Annotated in this window: 17 protein-coding genes; 13 read left to right on the forward strand and 4 right to left on the reverse strand. The window is 44.4% G+C overall.

The genetic code is table 11. The annotated features are described in order from the left end of the window. Positions 1-202: 202 nt before the first annotated feature. A complete protein-coding gene (locus tag H8796_RS12720; RefSeq protein ID WP_117936648.1) occupies positions 203-634 on the forward strand; it encodes a LapA family protein in 432 nt (143 codons plus the stop codon). 14 nt (positions 635-648) lie between these two features. Continuing rightward, positions 649-1,863 carry a sodium ion-translocating decarboxylase subunit beta gene (locus tag H8796_RS12725; RefSeq protein ID WP_004301928.1) on the forward strand — a complete coding sequence of 405 codons (1,215 nt, stop codon included), beginning with the start codon at positions 649-651 and terminating at the stop codon, positions 1,861-1,863. 118 nt (positions 1,864-1,981) lie between these two features. On the opposite strand, the gene H8796_RS12730 is transcribed toward H8796_RS12725, so the two are convergent. The 4 genes from H8796_RS12730 to H8796_RS12745 form a co-directional block, all read right to left on the reverse strand. Next, the gene (locus tag H8796_RS12730) at positions 1,982-2,737 is read right to left on the reverse strand and encodes a copper homeostasis protein CutC (protein ID WP_117936611.1); all 756 of its coding nucleotides are present in this window, start codon (positions 2,735-2,737) and stop codon (positions 1,982-1,984) included. Positions 2,738-2,801: 64 nt separating this feature from the next. Then, complete coding sequence (gene rny / locus H8796_RS12735) at positions 2,802-4,337, reverse strand: ribonuclease Y (RefSeq protein ID WP_004301930.1); 1,536 nt, start codon at positions 4,335-4,337, stop codon at positions 2,802-2,804. Between the two features lie 123 nt (positions 4,338-4,460). Further along, positions 4,461-4,751, reverse strand: coding sequence for a cell division protein ZapA (locus H8796_RS12740; protein ID WP_004301931.1), 291 nt, complete (start codon positions 4,749-4,751; stop codon positions 4,461-4,463). An 11-nt stretch (positions 4,752-4,762) separates the two neighbouring features. Next, positions 4,763-5,056 carry a hypothetical protein gene (locus tag H8796_RS12745; RefSeq protein ID WP_004301932.1) on the reverse strand — a complete coding sequence of 98 codons (294 nt, stop codon included), beginning with the start codon at positions 5,054-5,056 and terminating at the stop codon, positions 4,763-4,765. 381 nt (positions 5,057-5,437) lie between these two features. Here H8796_RS12745 and H8796_RS12750 point away from each other — a divergent pair, with 381 nt between their 5' ends. Genes H8796_RS12750 through ccsA form a run of 11 tightly spaced genes read left to right on the forward strand, consistent with a single transcriptional unit; the run spans position 5,438 to position 19,759 of the window. Next, positions 5,438-6,526 (forward strand): SMP-30/gluconolactonase/LRE family protein, encoded by a 1,089-nt coding sequence (locus H8796_RS12750; RefSeq protein ID WP_117936615.1) that lies wholly within the window; start codon positions 5,438-5,440, stop codon positions 6,524-6,526. Positions 6,527-6,577: 51 nt separating this feature from the next. Continuing rightward, complete coding sequence (locus H8796_RS12755) at positions 6,578-6,949, forward strand: hypothetical protein (protein ID WP_004325051.1); 372 nt, start codon at positions 6,578-6,580, stop codon at positions 6,947-6,949. A 13-nt stretch (positions 6,950-6,962) separates the two neighbouring features. After that, complete coding sequence (locus H8796_RS12760; RefSeq protein ID WP_004325052.1) at positions 6,963-7,442, forward strand: hypothetical protein; 480 nt, start codon at positions 6,963-6,965, stop codon at positions 7,440-7,442. 29 nt (positions 7,443-7,471) lie between these two features. Next, complete coding sequence (xylB, locus tag H8796_RS12765) at positions 7,472-8,998, forward strand: xylulokinase (RefSeq protein WP_117936617.1); 1,527 nt, start codon at positions 7,472-7,474, stop codon at positions 8,996-8,998. A gap of 14 nt (positions 8,999-9,012) precedes the next feature. Continuing rightward, on the forward strand, positions 9,013-10,047 hold the full coding sequence (locus H8796_RS12770) for a zinc-binding dehydrogenase (protein ID WP_009000614.1): 1,035 nt from the start codon (positions 9,013-9,015) through the stop codon (positions 10,045-10,047). Between the two features lie 42 nt (positions 10,048-10,089). Next, positions 10,090-10,806, forward strand: coding sequence for a deoxyribose-phosphate aldolase (gene deoC, locus H8796_RS12775; protein ID WP_009000615.1), 717 nt, complete (start codon positions 10,090-10,092; stop codon positions 10,804-10,806). A 47-nt stretch (positions 10,807-10,853) separates the two neighbouring features. Continuing rightward, positions 10,854-13,367, forward strand: a complete 2,514-nt coding sequence (locus H8796_RS12780; protein WP_117936619.1) for a hypothetical protein — start codon at positions 10,854-10,856, stop codon at positions 13,365-13,367. After that, entirely contained in the window at positions 13,364-15,166 is a 1,803-nt protein-coding gene (locus H8796_RS12785) for a c-type cytochrome (RefSeq protein ID WP_009000617.1), read from the forward strand. The genes H8796_RS12780 and H8796_RS12785 overlap by 4 nt, the downstream gene beginning before the upstream one ends. Positions 15,167-15,182: 16 nt before the next feature. After that, positions 15,183-16,067: an aryl-sulfate sulfotransferase gene (locus H8796_RS12790; RefSeq protein WP_117936621.1), complete on the forward strand. Its 885-nt coding sequence runs from the start codon at positions 15,183-15,185 to the stop codon at positions 16,065-16,067. A gap of 39 nt (positions 16,068-16,106) precedes the next feature. Continuing rightward, the gene (locus H8796_RS12795) at positions 16,107-17,237 is read left to right on the forward strand and encodes a PTS cellobiose transporter subunit IIC (protein WP_074638560.1); all 1,131 of its coding nucleotides are present in this window, start codon (positions 16,107-16,109) and stop codon (positions 17,235-17,237) included. Positions 17,238-17,281: 44 nt separating this feature from the next. Then, positions 17,282-19,759 carry a cytochrome c biogenesis protein CcsA gene (gene ccsA, locus H8796_RS12800; RefSeq protein ID WP_117936623.1) on the forward strand — a complete coding sequence of 826 codons (2,478 nt, stop codon included), beginning with the start codon at positions 17,282-17,284 and terminating at the stop codon, positions 19,757-19,759. The last annotated feature ends 98 nt before the right edge of the window (positions 19,760-19,857 follow it).

Here is a 19,857-nt window from a genome sequence, read left to right on the forward strand (position 1 = left end):
AACGGGAGTTACGTCGTATAAAAGCAAGGATATATACCGAAGTGATTTCAGGCAAATAATATCCGCCGATTGTTTTTATATGGTGATGAGGAATGCCCAATGGGATTAACTTTCATGTGTGTCTAAATTTTATAATGGTTTCACCATTGGGCGCCTCTTCTTTATTTTGAATATGATTGTACAACCTAATTTTTATATTACTATGATTCATTTATTACTGTCTACTTTTGCGATGATGGGGCTTACTTTCCTCATCGGTTTTTTTGTCGCTGCGGTCATTAAGTTGATTGCCTATGCGGCTGATTCATTTGACTTTTATAGTTCCCACCGTTTGGAGCTACTCCGGTTACGACGCTGGCGGCAGCATCGGCAGAAGGTGGAAAGATTAGTCCGGCAGATACCTATTGCAGATGAAGATGCTTTAGGTGATTCTCGTGAAGACTACAGTAAGGGGATTGACAGGAACTTCACCGGTTACTCTGGCTATTATCATGGCGTGAGTCCGGGAGCTTCGGAAAATAATTTAATGAATTACTATTATTCACAGGATACTCGTGAATTCTTTCTGCGGGAAGAAGAGCAGGCACATGTCAATAAGAAGAACTCAAAGAAACTTACTAACAACAAACAATAAAAGGAAACTAATTTATGGAAAATATAGATTTTGCTACCTTATTTCAAGGTATTGGTACAATGATGGCAAGCGGATGGGTACTTGCTTCTGCAAGAGTTTTTTTGGCACTACTCGGTCTGTTACTGATCTATTTAGGTTGGAAAGGTATTCTCGAACCTATGGTGATGATCCCTATGGGACTGGGAATGGTAGCTATCAACTGTGGAACACTGATGATGCCCGACGGCACACTGGGTAACCTCTTTCTTGATCCGATGCTTTCAGATACGGATCAATTAATGAATACCATGCAGATAGATTTCCTGCAACCTGTTTACACTCTGACGTTTAGTAATGGGCTCATAGCCTGCTTTGTCTTTATGGGTATCGGGGCGCTTTTGGATGTTGGATTCCTGCTTCAGAAACCATTTGCAAGTATATTTCTTGCTCTGTGTGCAGAACTGGGCACTTTCCTGACAGTTCCTATTGCTTCCGCTCTCGGCCTGACTCTCAAAGAAAGTGCATCAGTGGCTATGGTAGGTGGAGCAGACGGACCGATGGTATTGTTTACTTCACTGGCATTGGCAAAGCATTTGTTTGTGCCTATTACGGTGGTTGCCTATCTTTATTTAGGATTGACGTATGGAGGCTATCCTTACCTTGTGAAGCTGCTGGTTCCCAAACGTTTCCGTGCTATTAAGATGGTGACAAAGAAAGCTCCGAAGAATTACGATGCCAAAGTGAAACTGGCTTTCTCTGCTGTTCTTTGTGCTATTCTCTGTTTCTTATTCCCGGTAGCTTCTCCTTTGTTCTTCTCTTTGTTCCTGGGGGTTGCTGTTCGTGAGTCGGGTATGAAACATATTTATGATTTTGTGAGTGGTCCGTTGCTTTATGGATCGACTTTTATGTTGGGCGTGTTGCTGGGTGTACTTTGTGATGCACATCTGCTGCTCGATCCGAAGATATTGAAACTATTAGTATTAGGCATCGTAGCATTATTACTTTCCGGTATCGGAGGAATAATCGGAGGATATATCATGTATATTATTAAACGGGGTAATTACAATCCGGTCATCGGTATTGCGGCTGTTAGCTGTGTGCCGACTACCGCAAAGGTTGCACAAAAGATTGTAAGCAAAGATAATCCGGACTCATTCGTCTTGGGAGATGCCTTGGGAGCTAATATCTCGGGAGTAATTACTTCGGCTATTATTACAGGTATTTATATTACGGTGATTCCTTATTTATAAATAAAGGTATAGCAGTTTTTCTTGATACCGCTGGTGGTAATGCAAAATAGAAATGGTGAACAAAAGGCTTAAAGCTGTATGTTCACCATTTTTTAGTATATAGTAGACAGGCTATAATTTACATTCCTCTATATAAAGCCTCCACTGTTTCTTTGACTCTTCGCACGGAAGTCACATTTCGTTCGTATTCGTTGATATGTACTGTTCCTCCCATTGAGACAACTTCATTTCTGAATTTCATTTCACTTTGAATACTTTCGCGTGCCGAGAAATGAAACTCATTGATTCCGGTTTCTGCCGCAATTCGCGCAATATTATTTTCATTTACTCCACAGCCGGCAAGTAACGTAATTCTTCCCGCAGCCAGTCCTTGCAATTCTTTTAAAAGACCGATACCTTGTTCAGCCGTAGGTTGCTGCCCGGAAGTCAGAATACGGTTACATCCCAGCTCTATGATCTCCTCCAATGCCTTTTGAGGATTACTACATACGTCGAATGCCCGGTGGAAGGTGACTGACAGCCCTTTAGAGGCTTCCATTAGAATCTGCATTGATGTCAAGTCTACTTCGCCGTCTGCTGTCAGGCAACCGAATACGACTCCGTCTGCCCCCAATTTCCGTGCGATTTCGATGTCTTTCAGCATTGTTCTGATTTCCATATCCGAATAAAGGAAATCTCCTCCACGTGGCCGGATAATAACATGCAGGCGGGTATGAGCCAATACTTCTCTTGCGATGGCTATTTCACCATAGGAAGGGGTTGTCCCGCCTTCCGGTATTCCGGCACATAATTCCACGCGGTTGGCACCACCTTCCTGTGCAGCCAGGCAGCTTTCCACTGAATTCGTACAAATCTCAATTTGATACTTTTCCATAGTCGTATACTAAAAAAGGGCGAATTTCTTCGCCCTTATATGAATCTTCTTTTGAATGGTTTCTTTATTTAGCGAAACTAACCGCACGTGTTTCACGAATGACGGTAATCTTCACTTGTCCCGGATAAGTCATTTCATCCTGGATCTTCTTAGCGATTTCGCCTGACAGGCTTTCTGTCTGCTTGTCGTCAATCTTATCCGCACCAACGATAACGCGGAGTTCGCGCCCTGCCTGGATAGCATAAGTCTTTGTTACACCCGGATAAGCCATAGCCAGTTGTTCGAGATCGTTCAGACGCTTGATGTAAGCCTCTACGATTTCGCGGCGTGCACCCGGACGTGCACCGGAGATGGCGTCACATACCTGTACGATAGGAGCCAGCAAGCTGGTCATTTCCGTTTCGTCGTGGTGAGCACCGATAGCGTTGCAAATATCCGGTTTTTCTTTGTACTTCTCGGCAAGTTTCATACCCAGCAATGCATGCGGCAATTCCGGTTCTTCATCAGGCACTTTACCGATATCATGCAGCAAACCTGCACGTTTCGCTTTCTTCGGGTTCAATCCCAGTTCAGATGCCATCACAGCACAAAGATTGGCTGTTTCACGTGCATGCTGCAACAAGTTCTGACCATAAGAAGAACGATATTTCATCTTACCGATGATACGGATCAATTCAGGATGCAGACCGTGGATACCCAAGTCGATGGTTGTACGTTTACCGGTTTCGATAATTTCTTCTTCCACCTGTTTGCGAACTTTAGCCACCACTTCCTCGATACGAGCCGGATGGATACGTCCGTCGGTCACAAGCTGATGCAGTGCCAAACGGGCAATTTCACGGCGAACCGGGTCGAAGGCAGAAAGAACAATAGCTTCCGGAGTGTCGTCAACAACGATTTCAACGCCGGTAGCAGCTTCCAAAGCACGGATGTTACGTCCTTCACGTCCGATAATACGTCCTTTGATTTCATCTGATTCAATATGGAATACCGTAACAGAGTTCTCGATGGCAGTTTCCGTAGCTACCCGTTGGATAGACTGGATAACGATACGTTTCGCTTCTTTGCTGGCAGTTAACTTAGCATCATCCATAATGTCATTAATGAATGATTGTGCCTGTGTTTTAGCTTCTTCTTTCAGTGATTCTACCAGACGTTCTTTGGCCTCTTCGGCAGACAATCCGGAGATTGCTTCCAGTTTATCGATTTCCTGCTGTTGCAGTTTATCGAGTTCATCTTTTTTCTTATCAACAATGACAAGTTGCGCTTCCAGGTTCTCTTTTACCGCTTCGGCTTCCATCTTTTTGCGTTGGATTTCTTCCTGACGCTGGCTAAGAACCATTTCGCGTTGTTTCAGTTTGTTTTCCGCTTGCTGAATCTTCTGATTCCGCAATGCTACCTCTTTTTCAAGATCTGCTTTTTTATTCAGGAATTTCTCCTTCACTTCCAGCAGCTTGTTTTTCTTAATTACTTCCGCTTCTGTCTCTGCTTCTTTCAGGACATTATCGTATTTGGATTTCAGTACATACCGGAATAGTATATATGAAAGGATTCCTCCTACGATGAAGCAAGCAATTGCTGTTGCTATTATTGCTATCATTCTACATTTAATTTAAGTATATAAATAAAAACGCACCGCCAAATATCAAAGCATGTATCTTTGCTTGGATATTGTGCAGTGCGTGGTTGTTTTATCTCTTATCAGTGAATAGCCGGTCGGGATTTATTCCTCCTTAAAATAATCCTCCAGCAATTCTGTCAGTTCTTTTACCTTCTCCACATAGGGGCTGGTATCATTACGTTGCATCAATTGCAGTCTCTCTAATGAGAACTGATAGGCTACCATGGCAATAATTTTCTCCGGTTCCAGGTTCTTATAAACCTCCCGGTACTTATTAAGCCTGACATTTACCTGCTTGGCGGCTTCCCGTACCATTTGTTCTTCCTCACGGTTGATGGTTAACGGATAGTTTGAATCTGCTATCTGCAGGTTTATCTTTATTTTATCGTTCATACATCTTCTTCTTATTCATTCAACAAAGCGATGCATTTATCGACTTCACGCACTAATTTTGACAATCGCAGCTTCGTCTCTTTTACGTCGCTGCCGTTAAGGCTGATTGCCGTAGCTGTTTTTAGGTTTGTATAGCTGACTTCCAATTCATCGTATTGAGCTTGTACCTTCTCGTTTTTTAGCTTTTCATTATCGAGAAGCTTTTTCAATTCGGCATTTTCACGCTTTAGTTCATCGTGCAAATAAATCAAATGCCGGAGTTGCGTTTCAAAGGAATTCAATAACTTTTTTTCTTCTTCTGTCATCACTACACCAAAATTGTACACAAAAATACGATTAACTCTGATATTACAAAAACTTTTTATGAGAAAATGTTCTTTTTAGCCTAAATTAGCCATGAACGGAGGGGAAAGTAGAGTATTGCATAGGAAGTAAGTGCCGACTGCTTTTATAATATAAGGTATATATGAAAGGGGTTTCAATCCTTTCATATTCTGTTTTCAGCCTTTCCATATTTTGTTCCTTCTCTCTATTTACAGCTCAAACCGGCTCTTTTAATAGCATTTTGAACAATTTTTGTCCTTTATTGATTTGTCATTTTCCTTCTTTGCTGATAAATACCAGTATGTTTGCGTACCAAACTAACGGACTCATATTATAAACATAAATATTTGTATTATCTAACCATGAAAAAGTATTATTTACTATCTCTTGTGGCAGCTTCTTTGATGGGAGCAACTTGTATTCAATGTACTTCTCCGAAACAAAAAGGTGGTGAGAATGCTCTTCCGCAGAAGTGCGAATTGTTTGCAAATTTACCGGATTGTTGTCCGACACCGGACGGAATGGCTATCGCTCCTAATGGAGATTTGATTCTGGCCTGTCCGAATTTTGCAGATATCACACAGCCTGCTTGTCTGATGCGCATCACCAAAAATGGCGAGATTACGAAATGGATGGATGTTCCGGTATTGGAAGAAACCGGCTGGGCTTCTCCGATGGGGATTGCCTTTAATGAAGAGGGTGATCTGTTTATTTGCGACAATCAAGGTTGGAGTGGAGCAGAGAAAGCACAGAATAAAGGACGTGTTCTTCGTCTGAAGTTTGAAAACGACCAATTAAAAGAAACAATCACTGTGGCATCCGGTATGGAGCATCCTAACGGTCTGCGTATCCGCAACGGGAAACTGTACGTCACCCAGAGTTCATTATCGCAGATAAAAGATCCTTCGGGATTGTTGGTCAGCGGGGTATATTGCTTTGATATGAATGACCGTGATGTGGCAGTGACTAATACATTAGAAGATAAAAACCTTATTACTACCGTTATCACAAAGAACCCAGAAGTACAATACGGACTGGATGGAATTGTTTTCAACGAAGCGGGCGACCTCTTTGTAGGAAACTTCGGTGACGGCGCTGTTCACCGCATAAAGATGGATGTGGAAGGGAATGTACTTACTAATGACGTATGGGCAAAAGATACCACCCAGTTGCGTACCACGGACGGAATGTGTATAGACGATAAAGGTAATATCTGGGTAGCGGATTTCTCGGCGAATGCAGTTGCACGCATTGATAAAGACGGAAAAATTCAGCGTATTGCTCAAAGCCCTGACTGCGACGGAAGTGACGGAGGTCTGGATCAGCCGGGCGAACCTATCGTATGGAACGGACAAGTGATTGTGTCCTGCTTCGATTTGGTGACCGGACCGGATAAGGTAAACACGAAACATGACAAGCCTTTCACATTGGCTAAGTTGTCTTTAGAATAAATAAACAACCCCGAACTACTATTATAAACCTAAAAACACATTATCAATTATATGAAACAATATCTATCGACCTTTGCCGGCTCTGCCATCTGTGGTGGATTTGCTTTTGGCATTTGGCCGGAACTTTGGAAGACATACGGTCTGATGGGAGGCTGGTTGGCGGCCACACTGATTATCGGCATTATGTGGTATATGAACCATTATCATGGAGCTATTCTGAATCCTCCGGGAAAAATATGGCTGGATCAGGGCTGGTGTATCGGCTCTGCCGGAATTGCCTGGGGAATTGTCCGCTTTCAAGGCGATATCACTAACTTCTTTTATGCAGTACCTACCTTAATCTGTTGTCTGATAGGAGGTGCCTTGGCAGGAATATTAGTATGGAAAATCCGTTCGTGCGATTGTGCCCGGAAGATAAATTAAGGAGGAAAGAACAATGAGCGAATGGTTACAGACCTATAATGAATTCTTTGGCATGTATCATGCCGGAATCATCACATCTATTTTCGGAGCTTTTGCCGTCACCTTTACCGTGTTGATGAGTTGGCCTAAATTAGTAAAGGACTTTGGTCCGATAGGTGGATTTATGGCAGCTGCTCTTATTATCGGTACTTTTTGGGTGGTCAATCACAAACTGCCCGGCTTTGGTTTCTCCACCGGACTGTTGAATGACGCCGACGGTCTGCCAATGCAATTCTGCCTGATTCATCAGGGAAATCGGGGTAGTGCTCCTTGGGTAGATATGGGATGGGCGATTGCGATGGGCTTCATTCTGGCCGACGTACTTTGCGCACCGAAAGGGACACGCGGCGGACTGCTGAAAGAAGCCTTCCCCCGTTGGCTGGTGATTATCCTCGGAGGTATCGTAGGTGGTATTTTCGTCGGACTTACCGGATACACGAATGCGGCACTCTGATCCTATTAATTGAAAAAGAAAAAGAGATTATGTATATATTAGCACATGACTTGGGTACCAGCGGCAACAAAGCAACCTTATTCGATGAATCGGGATTACTGATTGCTTCACGTACAGCCGCATACCCTACAGATTACGCTTCCGGCAATCGGGCGGAACAGAATCCGCTCCATTGGTGGAAAGCGATTGTAGATACCACGCAGGCACTTCTCAAACTGGTATCTCCCAATGATATTGCCGGTGTGGCACTTAGCGGACAAATGATGGGTTGTCTTTGTGTGGATAAAAACGGTCACCCGCTTCGTCCTCACATGCTTTATTGCGACCAGCGTTCGCAGGAAGAAGAGACTATTCTTTCCGAAAAGATAGACCCGCTTCATTTCTATGAAATCACGGGACACCGAATCAGCGCTTCCTATTCCATTGAGAAATTGATGTGGGTAAAGAAACACGAACCGGAAATCTTTGCACAGACAGCCAAGATGTTGAATGCCAAGGATTATATCAATTTCCGTCTCTGCGGTACTCTAGCCACTGATCCCTCGGATGCTTCGGGTACCAATGCATACGACCTGAACCGTTGGCAATGGAGTGAAGAAATCATAGAAGCTGCCGGACTCGATCTTTCCCTATTCCCGGAAGTCCGTTCATCTATCGACGTGATCGGTGAAGTGACCAACGAAGCTGCCCGTGAAACAGGACTGCTTGCCGGAACACCCGTAATCTGTGGTGGAGGCGATGGTAGTTGTGCCGGAGTAGGCGTCGGCTGTGTGGCTCCGGGTAGCGCATACAACTATCTGGGTTCTTCCTCCTGGGTAGCTCTGACAGTAGAAAAGCCGATTGTAGACGAACAACGCCGCACCATGAACTGGGCGCACGTAGTGCCGGGCATGCTGCATCCGTCGGGAACGATGCAGGCGGCAGGCTCTTCCTACAACTGGATGATTAACCAACTCTGCCAGCACGAGCAGGCATTGGCTACTCAACTCGGACGTAGCGTGTTCGAACTGATTGACGAACAGATTCTTTCCTCTCCGATAGGAGCCAATAAACTCCTATTCCTACCTTATATGCTTGGTGAACGTACTCCCCGTTGGAATGTAGACGCCAAAGGAGCATTTATCGGTCTGACGCTGGGGCATACACATGGTGATATGCTACGTGCTGTGATGGAGGGAGTTACCCTCAATCTGGGATTTATCGTCAATATCTTCCGCAAACACGTTCCCATCGACCAGGTGACGGTGATTGGAGGATGCGCGCAGAATCCTGTATGGCGCCAGATGATGGCAGACATTTATCAGGCAGAAATCCGTGTACCTAATTATCTGGAAGAGGCTACTTCGATGGGAGCGGCTATTCTGGCAGGTATCGGTGCGGGAGTCTTTAAAGACTTCTCTGTGATAGACCGCTTTGTCCGTATCGAACAGACTGTGCAGCCGATTCAGGAAAACGTGAAGAAGTATGAGGCTTGGATGCCTGTTTTTGATAAAGCTTATCACGCTTTGTGCGATATGTATACTGAAATTGCAAAAACTGAACTAGATTCTATATAAAACCTAATAATCAAATGAAAACAGTAATAGTGCCGGCTCCCGGCAAAATTGAAATACGACAGGTGGAAACTCCTGTTATCAATGCTTATCAGGCATTGGTGAAAACGGAAATGGTTGCTTTGTGTAATGCGACTGACAGTAAACTGATAGCCGGAAAATTTCCCGGAGTGGATACTTATCCGTTGGCTTTGGGACATGAGAATGCCGGAATTGTAGTAGCTGTCGGTGAAAAAGTACGTAATTTTAAGGTAGGCGACCGTGCTATTGGTGGTCTTATTTCCGATTTTGGTGCGCAAGGTGTCGACAGCGGCTGGGGTGGTTTCAGCGAATATGTAGTAGTGAATGACTTTGAAGTACTGAAAGAAGAGGGACTGGCTACACCCGAACAGGGATGCTGGGACAGTTTTGAGATTCAGAACACAGTCCCTTCACATGTGCAACCGGAAGAAGCAGTTATCTCTTGTACCTGGCGCGAAGTGTTGGGAGCTTTCAAGGATTTCAATCTGACTCCGGGGAAAAAGGTGATCGTAGTAGGCTCCGGTCCTGTAGGATTGAGCTTTGTGAAGTTGGGTAAATTGTTCGGTCTGGGACAGATTGATATTGTCGATATGCTTCCCGCTAAACTGGAAGTAGCCCGTCGGATGGGAGCAGACAATGGATATACACCCGCCGAAATTAGTACTCCGGAATTTATTGCCGCGGCTAATCGCTCTTATGATGCTGTCATTGATGCGGTAGGACTGGATGTAGTCGTAAATTCCGTATTACCATTAGTGAAGATGGGTGGAGATGTTTGTGTTTATGGCGTCATGACTAAGAATCCAACTTTCGACTTATCGAAAGCTCCTTATAACTTCGACCTGCACATGCATCAATGGCCTACCCGTTCCGAAGAAAAGGCGGCAATGACCACATTGGCACAATGGATTGAAGAGGGCAGACTTTCTGCATCCGACTTTATCACGCATCGCTTTGCGATAGAAGAAATAGAAGAAGCCTTTGCTGCCGTGAAACGGGGTGAAGTATTGAAATGCGTATTGACTTTTTAAGAAACAGCATATTTATAATAACTTATTAAACGACTCAAAATAATGGAAAAGAAGAATATAAACGAAGTGATTGCAGAATTATCAGTAGAACAGTTGGCAGGTATGATCGACCATACATTCCTGAAACCTTTCGGTGATGCATCGCCTATTGAGAAACTTTGTGCGGAAGCCCGTCAGTATCAGTTTGCGATGGTAGCCATCAATCCTGCGGAAGTAGAAACTTGTGTGAAGTTGCTTGAAGGATCGGGAGTACGTGTAGGAGCCGCTATCGGTTTTCCGTTGGGACAGAACACAGTAGAGTGCAAAGCATTTGAAACCCGTGATGCCATTGCCAAAGGTGCTACTGAAATAGATACAGTCATCAATGTTCGTGCTTTACAGAAAGGACAGACTGAAATCGTAAAGAAAGAGATTGAAGACATGGTTTCTATCTGCAAACCTGCCGGTGTGATCTGTAAGGTCATTCTTGAAACTTGCTATCTGACGGATGAAGAGAAAGAAACCGTATGTCGTATAGCTAAAGAAGCCGGAGTGGATTTTGTGAAAACCTCTACCGGATTCGGTACAGCAGGAGCAACAGTGCATGATGTAGCATTGATGCGTCGTGTGGTAGGACCTACTATCGGAGTGAAAGCAGCAGGTGGTATTCGTGATCTGGATTCTGCGTTGGCATTGATTCAGGCGGGCGCTACCCGTATCGGTACATCAAGCGGTATTCAGATTGTGGAATCCTATAAGGAGCTGAAGAAAGGTTTGTAATCGTTCTTTTTTCAGGAAGGTAAATTTAAGGTAAATAAGAAGATAAAATGATAAGATCGAAATTAATGAAGCTGTTGAAGTGTGGGATGGCATGCTGTGTGTTTCTCTCCATCGTAGCATGGCAGACGAAAGACACTTCCCTTCAGCCTACCGACGCGAAAGGTTTTATCGTCGAGATTCAGAAGAAGTACGCGGAAATTCAGGCGATAAAACAGAAAGGTAATCAGGAAGAAACAGAAAACAAGATAAAAGCCGTGCACCGGAGATTGACGCGTGCCTATCCGGTCTATTACGATTGGTGGCTACAGGATGGAACAACGGGTGATGTAGACTGGTTTAATAAGAGTTTTAATCAGGAGCTTTCCGTGCGTTTACAGAAACTGAACATCAAAGCTGCCGTGACTAATGCTCCGGAAAGCATCGAATCGGCTTTCCTGTCTTATCTGAAAGCGTGTGAACAAAGACGTATCAAGCGTTTGGAAGCCTTCACTGCAGATAAACCGGAGATTGTTTTCACAAAGTACAGAACGTTGCGTCCCTCTTTCTTTGCTTATACCGAAGGGGTGTCGGATGCCCGTGCTGAATGCAACTACATTGCGGGCGGTGCGTTGGCGAAATTGAAGATGAATGGAATTTGGGCGGAAGTAGAAACCATGCTGACAGATGAAGAAGGAGTAGTGCGTGATCCGAATCTTCATTTTGATGGTCAGCATCTGCTTTTTTCCTGGAAGAAATCCCCCAAGGAAGACGACTTCCATCTGTATGAAATGGATTTAAAGACACGGGAAATCAAGCAGTTGACTTTCGGAAAAGGACATGCCGACATTGAAGGTATTTACTTGCCCGATGACAATATCCTGTTCAACTCTACCCGTTGCGGAAGTACGGTAGACTGCTGGTTTACGGAAGTCAGCAATATGTATCTCTGCGACAGGGAGGGGCGTTATATGCGTCAGGTTGGTTTCGACCAGGTGCATACGGTGACACCGACTTTGTTGGATGACGGTCGGGTGGTCTATACTCGTTGGGATTACAATGACCGTGGCCAGGTATGGGCACAGCCTTTGTTCCAGATGAATCCCGATGGAACAGGACAGGCTGAATATTACGGAATGAACAGCTGGTTCCCGACAACGGTGGCACAGATTCGCCAGATTCCCGGCACTCGTAAGTTGATGGCAGTTTTTATGGGTCACCATACTCCTCAACATGGCAAACTGGGTATTATAGATCCCGAAGCCGGGCGTGATGAGAATGAAGGTGTTATGTTCGTAGCTCCGGTTCATAAACCGGAACCGGAACGCATTGACGGTTATGGAAAGTTTACCGATCAGTTCCAGCATCCTTTTCCATTGAGCGAGACGGAATTTTTAATATCGTATACTCCGTTGGGTTATTACGTCGGACATCCGATGGAATTTGGCGTTTATTGGATGAATGCGGACGGAGAACGTGAATTACTCGTATCCGATGCACGTATATCCTGCAACCAGCCTGTGTTGGTCGCTCCCCGTAAACGTCCGTTCCGCCGTTCATCTTCGGTAGATTATACAAAGAATGAAGGCGTATATTATATGCAGAATATCTACGAGGGTAATGGATTGAAAGGTGTGAAACCTGGAACTATCAAACAGTTGCGTGTGGTGGAAATCCAGTTTCGTGCAGCAGGTGTAGGTGAAGTGAACGGTAATGATAAAGGTGGAGGAGCTATCATGAGTTCTCCGGTAGGAGTGGGCAATGCTGCCTGGGATGTGAAGAGAGTGTTGGGAGTGACGGAAGTATATCCTGACGGTTCCGCATTCTTTAAAGTTCCTGCACGCAGACCGCTTTATTTTCAGGCATTGGACGAAAACGGGCGTGTGGTGCAAACTATGCGTAGCTGGTCTACTTTACAGCCGAATGAAGTGCAGAGTTGTGTAGGATGCCACGAACATAAGAACACGGTTCCCGTAGCAGGGCATCCGGTATCCATGGCAATGAACAAAGGTGTCAAGGCATTGGCTCCGGAAGATGAGATGGGCGAACGTAATTTCAGTTACCTGAAAGAAATCCAACCTATCTGGGACAAGCATTGTATCTCTTGTCACGATGGAGTGAAGCAACCAATGAGCCTGAAAGGCGAATTGAAAGTAATGGATAAACGAAGCAAAAGAAAATATACGGATTCGTATCTGAACCTGACTCATGCCACCCAGAAAAAAGAAGAGGGATCATGGAGAGGTAACGCACATCATCCGGAAGTAAACTGGATCAGTGCTTTGTCCGAACCTACGTTGCTACCGCCTTATTTTGCAGGCTCCAACACGAGCAATCTGATTAAACGTTTGGAAAGCGGACATGGAGGTACAAAACTGACTCCGCAGGAAATACGAAAAGTAGCTCTCTGGATTGATTTGCTTGTGCCTCAAATCGGAGACTACCGTGAAGCGAACAACTGGTCGCAAAAGGATCTCGACTTCTACAACTATTATGATAAGAAGCGGGAAGCAGCCCGTGCGGAAGATCAGGAGAATATTCGTCAATACATTCAATCCCTTCAAACTAAACAAGAGAAAAAATGAAAAAGAAGATATTGATACCTGTTGGTATGGCTGCTATATTTCTTTGTGCGTCTTGGCAAGAAGCGGAAACGACGGTTTCACCGGACCGTTTGTTTCTGGCAGACAACGGGAAATCCTTGTTTGTAACAAACAGGGCAGGCTGTGAACTCATCAAGATGTCGTCCGACGGACAGAAAATGGAAAAGAAAGTCTCTTTCTCGTCCCCTGTCAATGCCATGACGCAGGATGCGAATGGTAAACTCTGGGTGGTATGTGACGGAAACTACGGTACCATGTACGAACTGGATGGAAAGAAACTTTCCGTACAATCCAAAACAAAAAGCGGAGCTACTCCTTCGGATATTCTGTATAATCCGTTGTCTAAATCTCTTTGGGTTACGCAGCGGTTCAACAACGAACTCTGGGAGATTGATCCGGCCACCCGTAAGGTGAAAACAAAAATAGCTGTCGGTCGCGAACCAGTGTCGATGGCTGCCTTTGCAGGTGATTCCTGTCTGCTGATAGCCAATAATCTGCCGGAAATGCCTTCTACGGCTTATCCGATTGCAGTACAGCTCGATATGGTAGATGTACTTTCGAAAAAGGTTTCGGGACGTGTTATGTTGCCGAACGGTTCTACGGATGTGAAGTCGGTAGCGGTGGATAAGAATCATACTTTTGCGTATGTCACTCATTTAATCTCCCGCTATCAGTTGCCTACCAATCAGCTGGATAGAGGATGGATGGCTACAAATACATTATCCATCATTGATTTGAAAGCTAGAAAGTGGCTCACTTCCGTCATCTTAGACACTCCACAGAAAGGAGCAGCCAATCCGTGGTCGGTGATTGTTACTCCGGATGATAAGCAGATCATAGTAGCTGCTGCCGGTAGTCAGGAATTGGTGCGCATCGATCGTATAGCTTTGCATGAACGTCTTGGCAAAGCGAAACAAGGAGAAATGGTTACTCCTTCCATGAAAGCGTGGGGGAATATACCTAATGATGCGGGATTCTTGTATGGCATCCGTGACTTCATTCCTACACAGGGAAAAGGTCCGCGTTCGGTCGTAGCTACGGGAGGTAAAATTTATACTGCCAACTATTATACGTCGGAATTGGTGTCTATGGATTTGAATGGTAAGAATGTGCAGAAGCAGATTCTGGGTGCTCCATTGGCTTTCACTAAAGTTGGTAAGGGAGATATGTACTTCCATGATGCAACCATTTGTTTCCAGAACTGGCAAAGTTGTGCAACCTGTCATCCGAATGATGCACGCATGGACGGGCTTAACTGGGACTTGCTGAATGATGGCATGGGTAATCCGAAAAATACGAAAACACTTTTGCTTTCCCATCAAACTCCGCCTTGTATGGCGACCGGTATTCGTAAAAATGCCGAAGTAGCCGTTCGTTCGGGAGTGAAATATATCCTGTTTATGGAGGGAAATGATGAGATCTACGAATCTATCGACGAATATCTGAAATCTCTGAAGCCTCTGCCAAGCCCTTATCTTGAGAATGGTAAACTTTCTGCGAAAGCGAAAAGAGGAAAGAAGATATTTGAAGAAAACTGCGCGAGTTGCCATTCCGGAGAATACTATACGGATCAGAAGCAGTACAAAGTGGATTGGACTACCGGACCTGATAAAGGACTGGCTATGGACGTTCCTGCTCTGAACGAATGTTGGCGTACGGCTCCTTATTTGTATGACGGTCGTAGCTATTCGATGAAAGATATGTTAAAGGTACACGGACCTCATAAGCCTGTTTCTGATAAAGAACTGGAAGAGTTGGAGGAATATGTATTGTCTTTGTAATTTTGAATGATTGGTTATGACAAGAATATATAGTGCGATTTTGATATTTCTGTTCTCTGCATCCCTGTTGGCACAAACCCGGACGTTTGCAGGAACAGATTATTCACAGGGAATCGTCTTTGTGATGGAAAACAATCAGATTGTATGGCAGCACAAAGCTCCCGATTCTAATGATTTATGGGTATTGCCTAATGGCAATATCCTTTTCACCACTGGGCATGGGGTACTCGAAATGACCCGTCAGAATGATACAATCTTCCATTACGAGTCTAAAAGTCCGGTCTTTGCCTGTCAGCGGTTGAAGAACGGCAATACGTTTGTGGGTGAATGTACCACGGGGCGTATGCTGGAAATCTCTCCTAAAGGTAAGATTGTGAAAGAAGTCTGCATCCTGCCGGAGGGAGTGAAAGAGAAAGGTTTTGCATTTATGCGTAATGCACGTCGCTTGGATAACGGGCATTTTCTGGTAGCACATTACGGACCGCAATGTGTGACGGAATATGACACGAACGGCAAAGAGGTGTGGAAACTGGATGTTCCCGGCGGACCGCATTCTCTGACTCGTCTGCCCAATGGGCATACGTTGATTGCCGTAGCAGATAAAGACCAGAATCCGAGAATTATCGAAGTAACGGCAGACGGAAAGACTGTTTGGGAATTATCGAATGCGGATATCCCTGGAAAACCGTTGAAGTTTTTGGGAGGTTTTCAGTATTTCTCCGATGGACGCATCCTGATAACGAACTGGACGGGACATGTGAATCCGAAAGAAAAAGTACACATGTTGTTGGTAGACCGTCAAAAGAAAGTGCTTTATTCTTTGGAGAATACTCCGGGACTGAAAACGATGTCATCTGTCTATAGCATGGACGTTCCGGCAGGTGTTGCTTCCTATCATTAAAAAGTATATATCATCAGAAAAAACATTGAAATTTGCAGTATGAAGTATCATCGAATCACATGTAATTTGTATAAAACGACAGGAAACAGTTGGGAACAGATGGCGGAGGAATTACTTTCATCCGCTGTCCGCGAAGAGAGGGTGCTCCGTCTTGTACTCTTTACACGCTGTACGGATAATCAGGAATACAAGTTTCAGCGTTCCTTTCTGGAACAATGGGTGGAGCGGCATTTCGTTTCTCCCCGTCCGGTTGTTTCGCTGGTGGCTCAAAAGCCTTTGGTAGCAGACTTGGTATTGGAGGTACATTCGTTGGTGGAAATTACGGATGAGGCAGTCACCATAGAGGAACAAATCACTTCTTCCTCTGTCCGCTACCTGCGGATCATGACTCCTCACTATCGGGAAATAATAGTAGGGGGACTTTACGCAGATGATTTGAATCTTCCTGTTCGCGAACAATCGGAACAGGCTTTCAGAAAGGCAGAAGAGATCTTAAAGACGGAACAGATGAATTTCGGCGACATTGTCCGTCAGTGGAATTATCTGGAAAATATCACGGATATTGCACATGGCAATCAGTGTTATCAGGATTTCAATGATGTGCGTACCCTGTTCTATGCTTCTTCGGAGTGGGAATCAGGTTATCCGGCGGCAACGGGGATTGGCACACAGCATGGCGGCGTTCTGATTGATTTCAATGCTGTCAGTGGAGAAGTGGATATTGCTCCTTTAGATAATGACTGGCAACGGGCTGCTCATGTCTATTCGGATGAGGTGTTGATTAGTCATCGGGCGGATAGGAAGAAGGGAACACCTAAATTTGAAAGAGGAAAGTCACTGTCCGACCGTCGGCAGGAGGTGATTTATATTTCCGGCACAGCTGCTATCCGTGGCGAGGAAAGTGTAACGACCGGAGATGTTCTCTCTCAAACGGAAATCACTCTTGAAAATATCCAGCATTTGATTGGCTTGGAAGAGGGTAGGGAGAAACTACCGGAACATTCCGGTAAGTTGGGGCTTCTTCGTGTATATCTCAAGAATGAAGAGGATGCGTCAGCTGTGAAAGCAGACTTGGATAAACTCTGTCCGGACATTCCTATCGTATATCTTTATGCGGATGTATGCAGAGAGGAATTGCTGGTAGAAATTGAAGGAATTGCTTATCTATAAAAGCCTCATTTATAAAAGCATTGTTTATTATAAAAGAAAAACAGATGAAATTGATTCGACTGATCGCTTCACCGGTATTGATGTACATATTAGCGGGACTTTATGCCCTGATATTGGCGGTAGCCACTTTAGTGGAAAACTCTTATGGTCCTGCCGTTGCCCGTGAATCTTTTTATTATGCTCCTTGGTTTATACTGCTACAGTTGTTACAGGCAGTCAATTTATTGGCTATGTTCCTTCAGGGAAACTATTTTAAGAGAATTAGTAAAGGCAGTCTGATTTTTCATGGAGCTTTTCTTTTTATCTGGTTGGGGGCTGCTGTCACTCACTATGTAGGAGTGACGGGTATCATGCATATCCGTGAAGGGGAAACGGCAAATAGCATGATGAAAGAGGAAGGAACAGGGATGGAAAATGCTTCCCTGCCTTTCTCTGTTGCTTTGAAAGATTTCCGGTTGCAGCGCTATCCGGGTTCTCATAGTCCGATGTCTTATGAAAGTGACCTGGTGATTAAGAGAGAAAATGAATCTCCTTTACAGGCAACCATACGAATGAATAAAGTGATTGATGTGGATGGTTACCGTCTGTTCCAGTCTTCATTCGATTCTGACGAACAAGGTACCGTGTTATCAGTGAGCTATGACCGTCCCGGTATGCAGCTTACATATACGGGATATTTCCTTTTACTGGTAGGTTTTGTCTTGACATTGTTCAGTAAGAAATCCCGTTTCGGGCGATTGCGCAGAGAATTGGGAGAAATGAAAAAGAATACCCCTTTCTGCTTATTGCTCTTTCTGGCTTTATCCGGCATCTCCAATATGCAGGCATTGCGTGCACAACAACCGGCTGTCTCTTCACAACAATCTCTGGTCGCTTCACAATTACCTTGTGTTTCTTCCTTACATGCCGAAAAGTTTGGCAGTCTGGTGGTGCTTAACCCTAACGGACGTCTCGAACCCGTCAACAGTTATACATCTGCCATTTTACGCAAATTGTATGGAGCCGATAAACTGAATGGCATCCATTCAGATCAATTCTTTTTGAATCTACTTTCTTTTCCCGATGAATGGGGAGCTTTTCCTTTTATCAAAGTTGATAATAAAGAACTTCTTCAACGCTTCGGCAGAGATGGCAAATACATTGCCTGGCAGGATGTGTTTGATGCAGACGGTAACTATATCCTGACGAATGAACTGAACACAATTTACGCTAAACCGGCTGCGGAGCGAAAACGTTTGGACTCGGATTTATTAAAACTGGATGAATCAGTAAACATCGTATATCGCATCATGCAACACCAATTGCTACCGCTTTTTCCGGATGGAAATGATTTGCAGGGAAAATGGTATTCACCGGGTGATGACTTGAGCGCTTTTCATGGGAAAGATTCTCTATTTGTAACTAAAATCATGGACTGGTATATCTATGAGCTAGGAAATGGAGTTCGTTCCAACAACTGGAAGGAAGCAGACAAGGTAGTTGAAATGATGAATGTCTACCAACAAGCAAAAGCTAAAGTCCCCGCTATTGATAACCGGAAAGTGAAAGCCGAACTTCTCTATAATCAATTGGATTTATTTTTCTGGTGTCGTCTGGCTTACTTGATTTTGGGTGGTATCCTACTTTTCATTGCCTGCGGAGAGATTATTGCGGACTTTAAATGGGGAAGAAAAATTAGCAGTATTCTGATTGCTCTTCTGGCAATCGCTTTTCTCATACATACGGGAGGTGTCTTGTTACGTTGGTATATTTGCGGACATGCCCCTTGGGCAAATGCTTACGAGTCGATGATATGTACTTCCTGGATGCTGGTAGGTAGCGGACTACTATTTGCCCGCCGATTCCGTATTCTTCCCGCATTGGCAGGACTATTGGGCGGAATCATGCTTTTTGTAGCAGGACTTAATCACCTGAATCCGGAAATAACTCCTTTAGTTCCGGTACTTCAATCTTATTGGCTGATGTCTCACGTCGCTATCATTATGATCGGTTACGTCTTTTTTGCTCTTTGTGCGCTGACAGGGTTGTTTAATCTTGTATTGATGAGTTTGCTTTCCGCCACCAACCGGGTGAAACTCTTGTTCCGTATCCGTGAACTGACACTGCTGAATGAAATGGCAATGATTCTCGGTCTGTTCTTTATGACTGCTGGAACATTTCTTGGAGCTATCTGGGCCAATGTCTCCTGGGGTAGATATTGGGGATGGGATCCCAAGGAAACCTGGGCATTGATTTCAATCGTTGTCTATGCATTAGTGCTTCATATCCGCTTTATTCCCCTCCTGGAAGGAAAGACCACCTGGTGTTTTAATCTGCTTTCCGTCGTTGCCGTCCTTTCGGTTATAATGACTTGGTTTGGGGTGAACTACTATTTGAGCGGTCTGCATTCTTATGGAAAAACCGAAGGAGGAGATTTCTTGTTGTGGATATGGGGATTGGGCGTATGCCTCGTACTTGTTTTGGCGTTGTTTGCCCGCGGACGTTTAAAGAAACTCTCTGCCACATTTTTGTCTTTCTTTTAAGTATTATACGGGGAGAAACAAAAATGTGGCAGATCTTATAATCAATGACTTATCTCTGAAAATAGCCGGAAATAAGAGAAGTTTACAGGAAACATATA

The organism is Bacteroides sp. M10 (assembly GCF_014334015.1).
Lineage (GTDB): Bacteria > Bacteroidota > Bacteroidia > Bacteroidales > Bacteroidaceae > Bacteroides > Bacteroides intestinigallinarum.

Bases quoted from the DNA above. Each gene is read 5' to 3' on its own strand.
- H8796_RS12720 (WP_117936648.1), top strand. From the start codon at position 203: ATGATTCATTTATTACTGTCTACTTTTGCGATGATGGGGCTTACTTTC.
- H8796_RS12725 (WP_004301928.1), top strand. From the start codon at position 649: ATGGAAAATATAGATTTTGCTACCTTATTTCAAGGTATTGGTACAATG.
- H8796_RS12730 (WP_117936611.1), bottom strand. From the start codon at position 2,737: ATGGAAAAGTATCAAATTGAGATTTGTACGAATTCAGTGGAAAGCTGC.
- rny (WP_004301930.1), bottom strand. From the start codon at position 4,337: ATGATAGCAATAATAGCAACAGCAATTGCTTGCTTCATCGTAGGAGGA.
- H8796_RS12740 (WP_004301931.1), bottom strand. From the start codon at position 4,751: ATGAACGATAAAATAAAGATAAACCTGCAGATAGCAGATTCAAACTAT.
- H8796_RS12745 (WP_004301932.1), bottom strand. From the start codon at position 5,056: ATGACAGAAGAAGAAAAAAAGTTATTGAATTCCTTTGAAACGCAACTC.
- H8796_RS12750 (WP_117936615.1), top strand. From the start codon at position 5,438: ATGAAAAAGTATTATTTACTATCTCTTGTGGCAGCTTCTTTGATGGGA.
- H8796_RS12755 (WP_004325051.1), top strand. From the start codon at position 6,578: ATGAAACAATATCTATCGACCTTTGCCGGCTCTGCCATCTGTGGTGGA.
- H8796_RS12760 (WP_004325052.1), top strand. From the start codon at position 6,963: ATGAGCGAATGGTTACAGACCTATAATGAATTCTTTGGCATGTATCAT.
- xylB (WP_117936617.1), top strand. From the start codon at position 7,472: ATGTATATATTAGCACATGACTTGGGTACCAGCGGCAACAAAGCAACC.
- H8796_RS12770 (WP_009000614.1), top strand. From the start codon at position 9,013: ATGAAAACAGTAATAGTGCCGGCTCCCGGCAAAATTGAAATACGACAG.
- deoC (WP_009000615.1), top strand. From the start codon at position 10,090: ATGGAAAAGAAGAATATAAACGAAGTGATTGCAGAATTATCAGTAGAA.
- H8796_RS12780 (WP_117936619.1), top strand. From the start codon at position 10,854: ATGATAAGATCGAAATTAATGAAGCTGTTGAAGTGTGGGATGGCATGC.
- H8796_RS12785 (WP_009000617.1), top strand. From the start codon at position 13,364: ATGAAAAAGAAGATATTGATACCTGTTGGTATGGCTGCTATATTTCTT.
- H8796_RS12790 (WP_117936621.1), top strand. From the start codon at position 15,183: ATGACAAGAATATATAGTGCGATTTTGATATTTCTGTTCTCTGCATCC.
- H8796_RS12795 (WP_074638560.1), top strand. From the start codon at position 16,107: ATGAAGTATCATCGAATCACATGTAATTTGTATAAAACGACAGGAAAC.
- ccsA (WP_117936623.1), top strand. From the start codon at position 17,282: ATGAAATTGATTCGACTGATCGCTTCACCGGTATTGATGTACATATTA.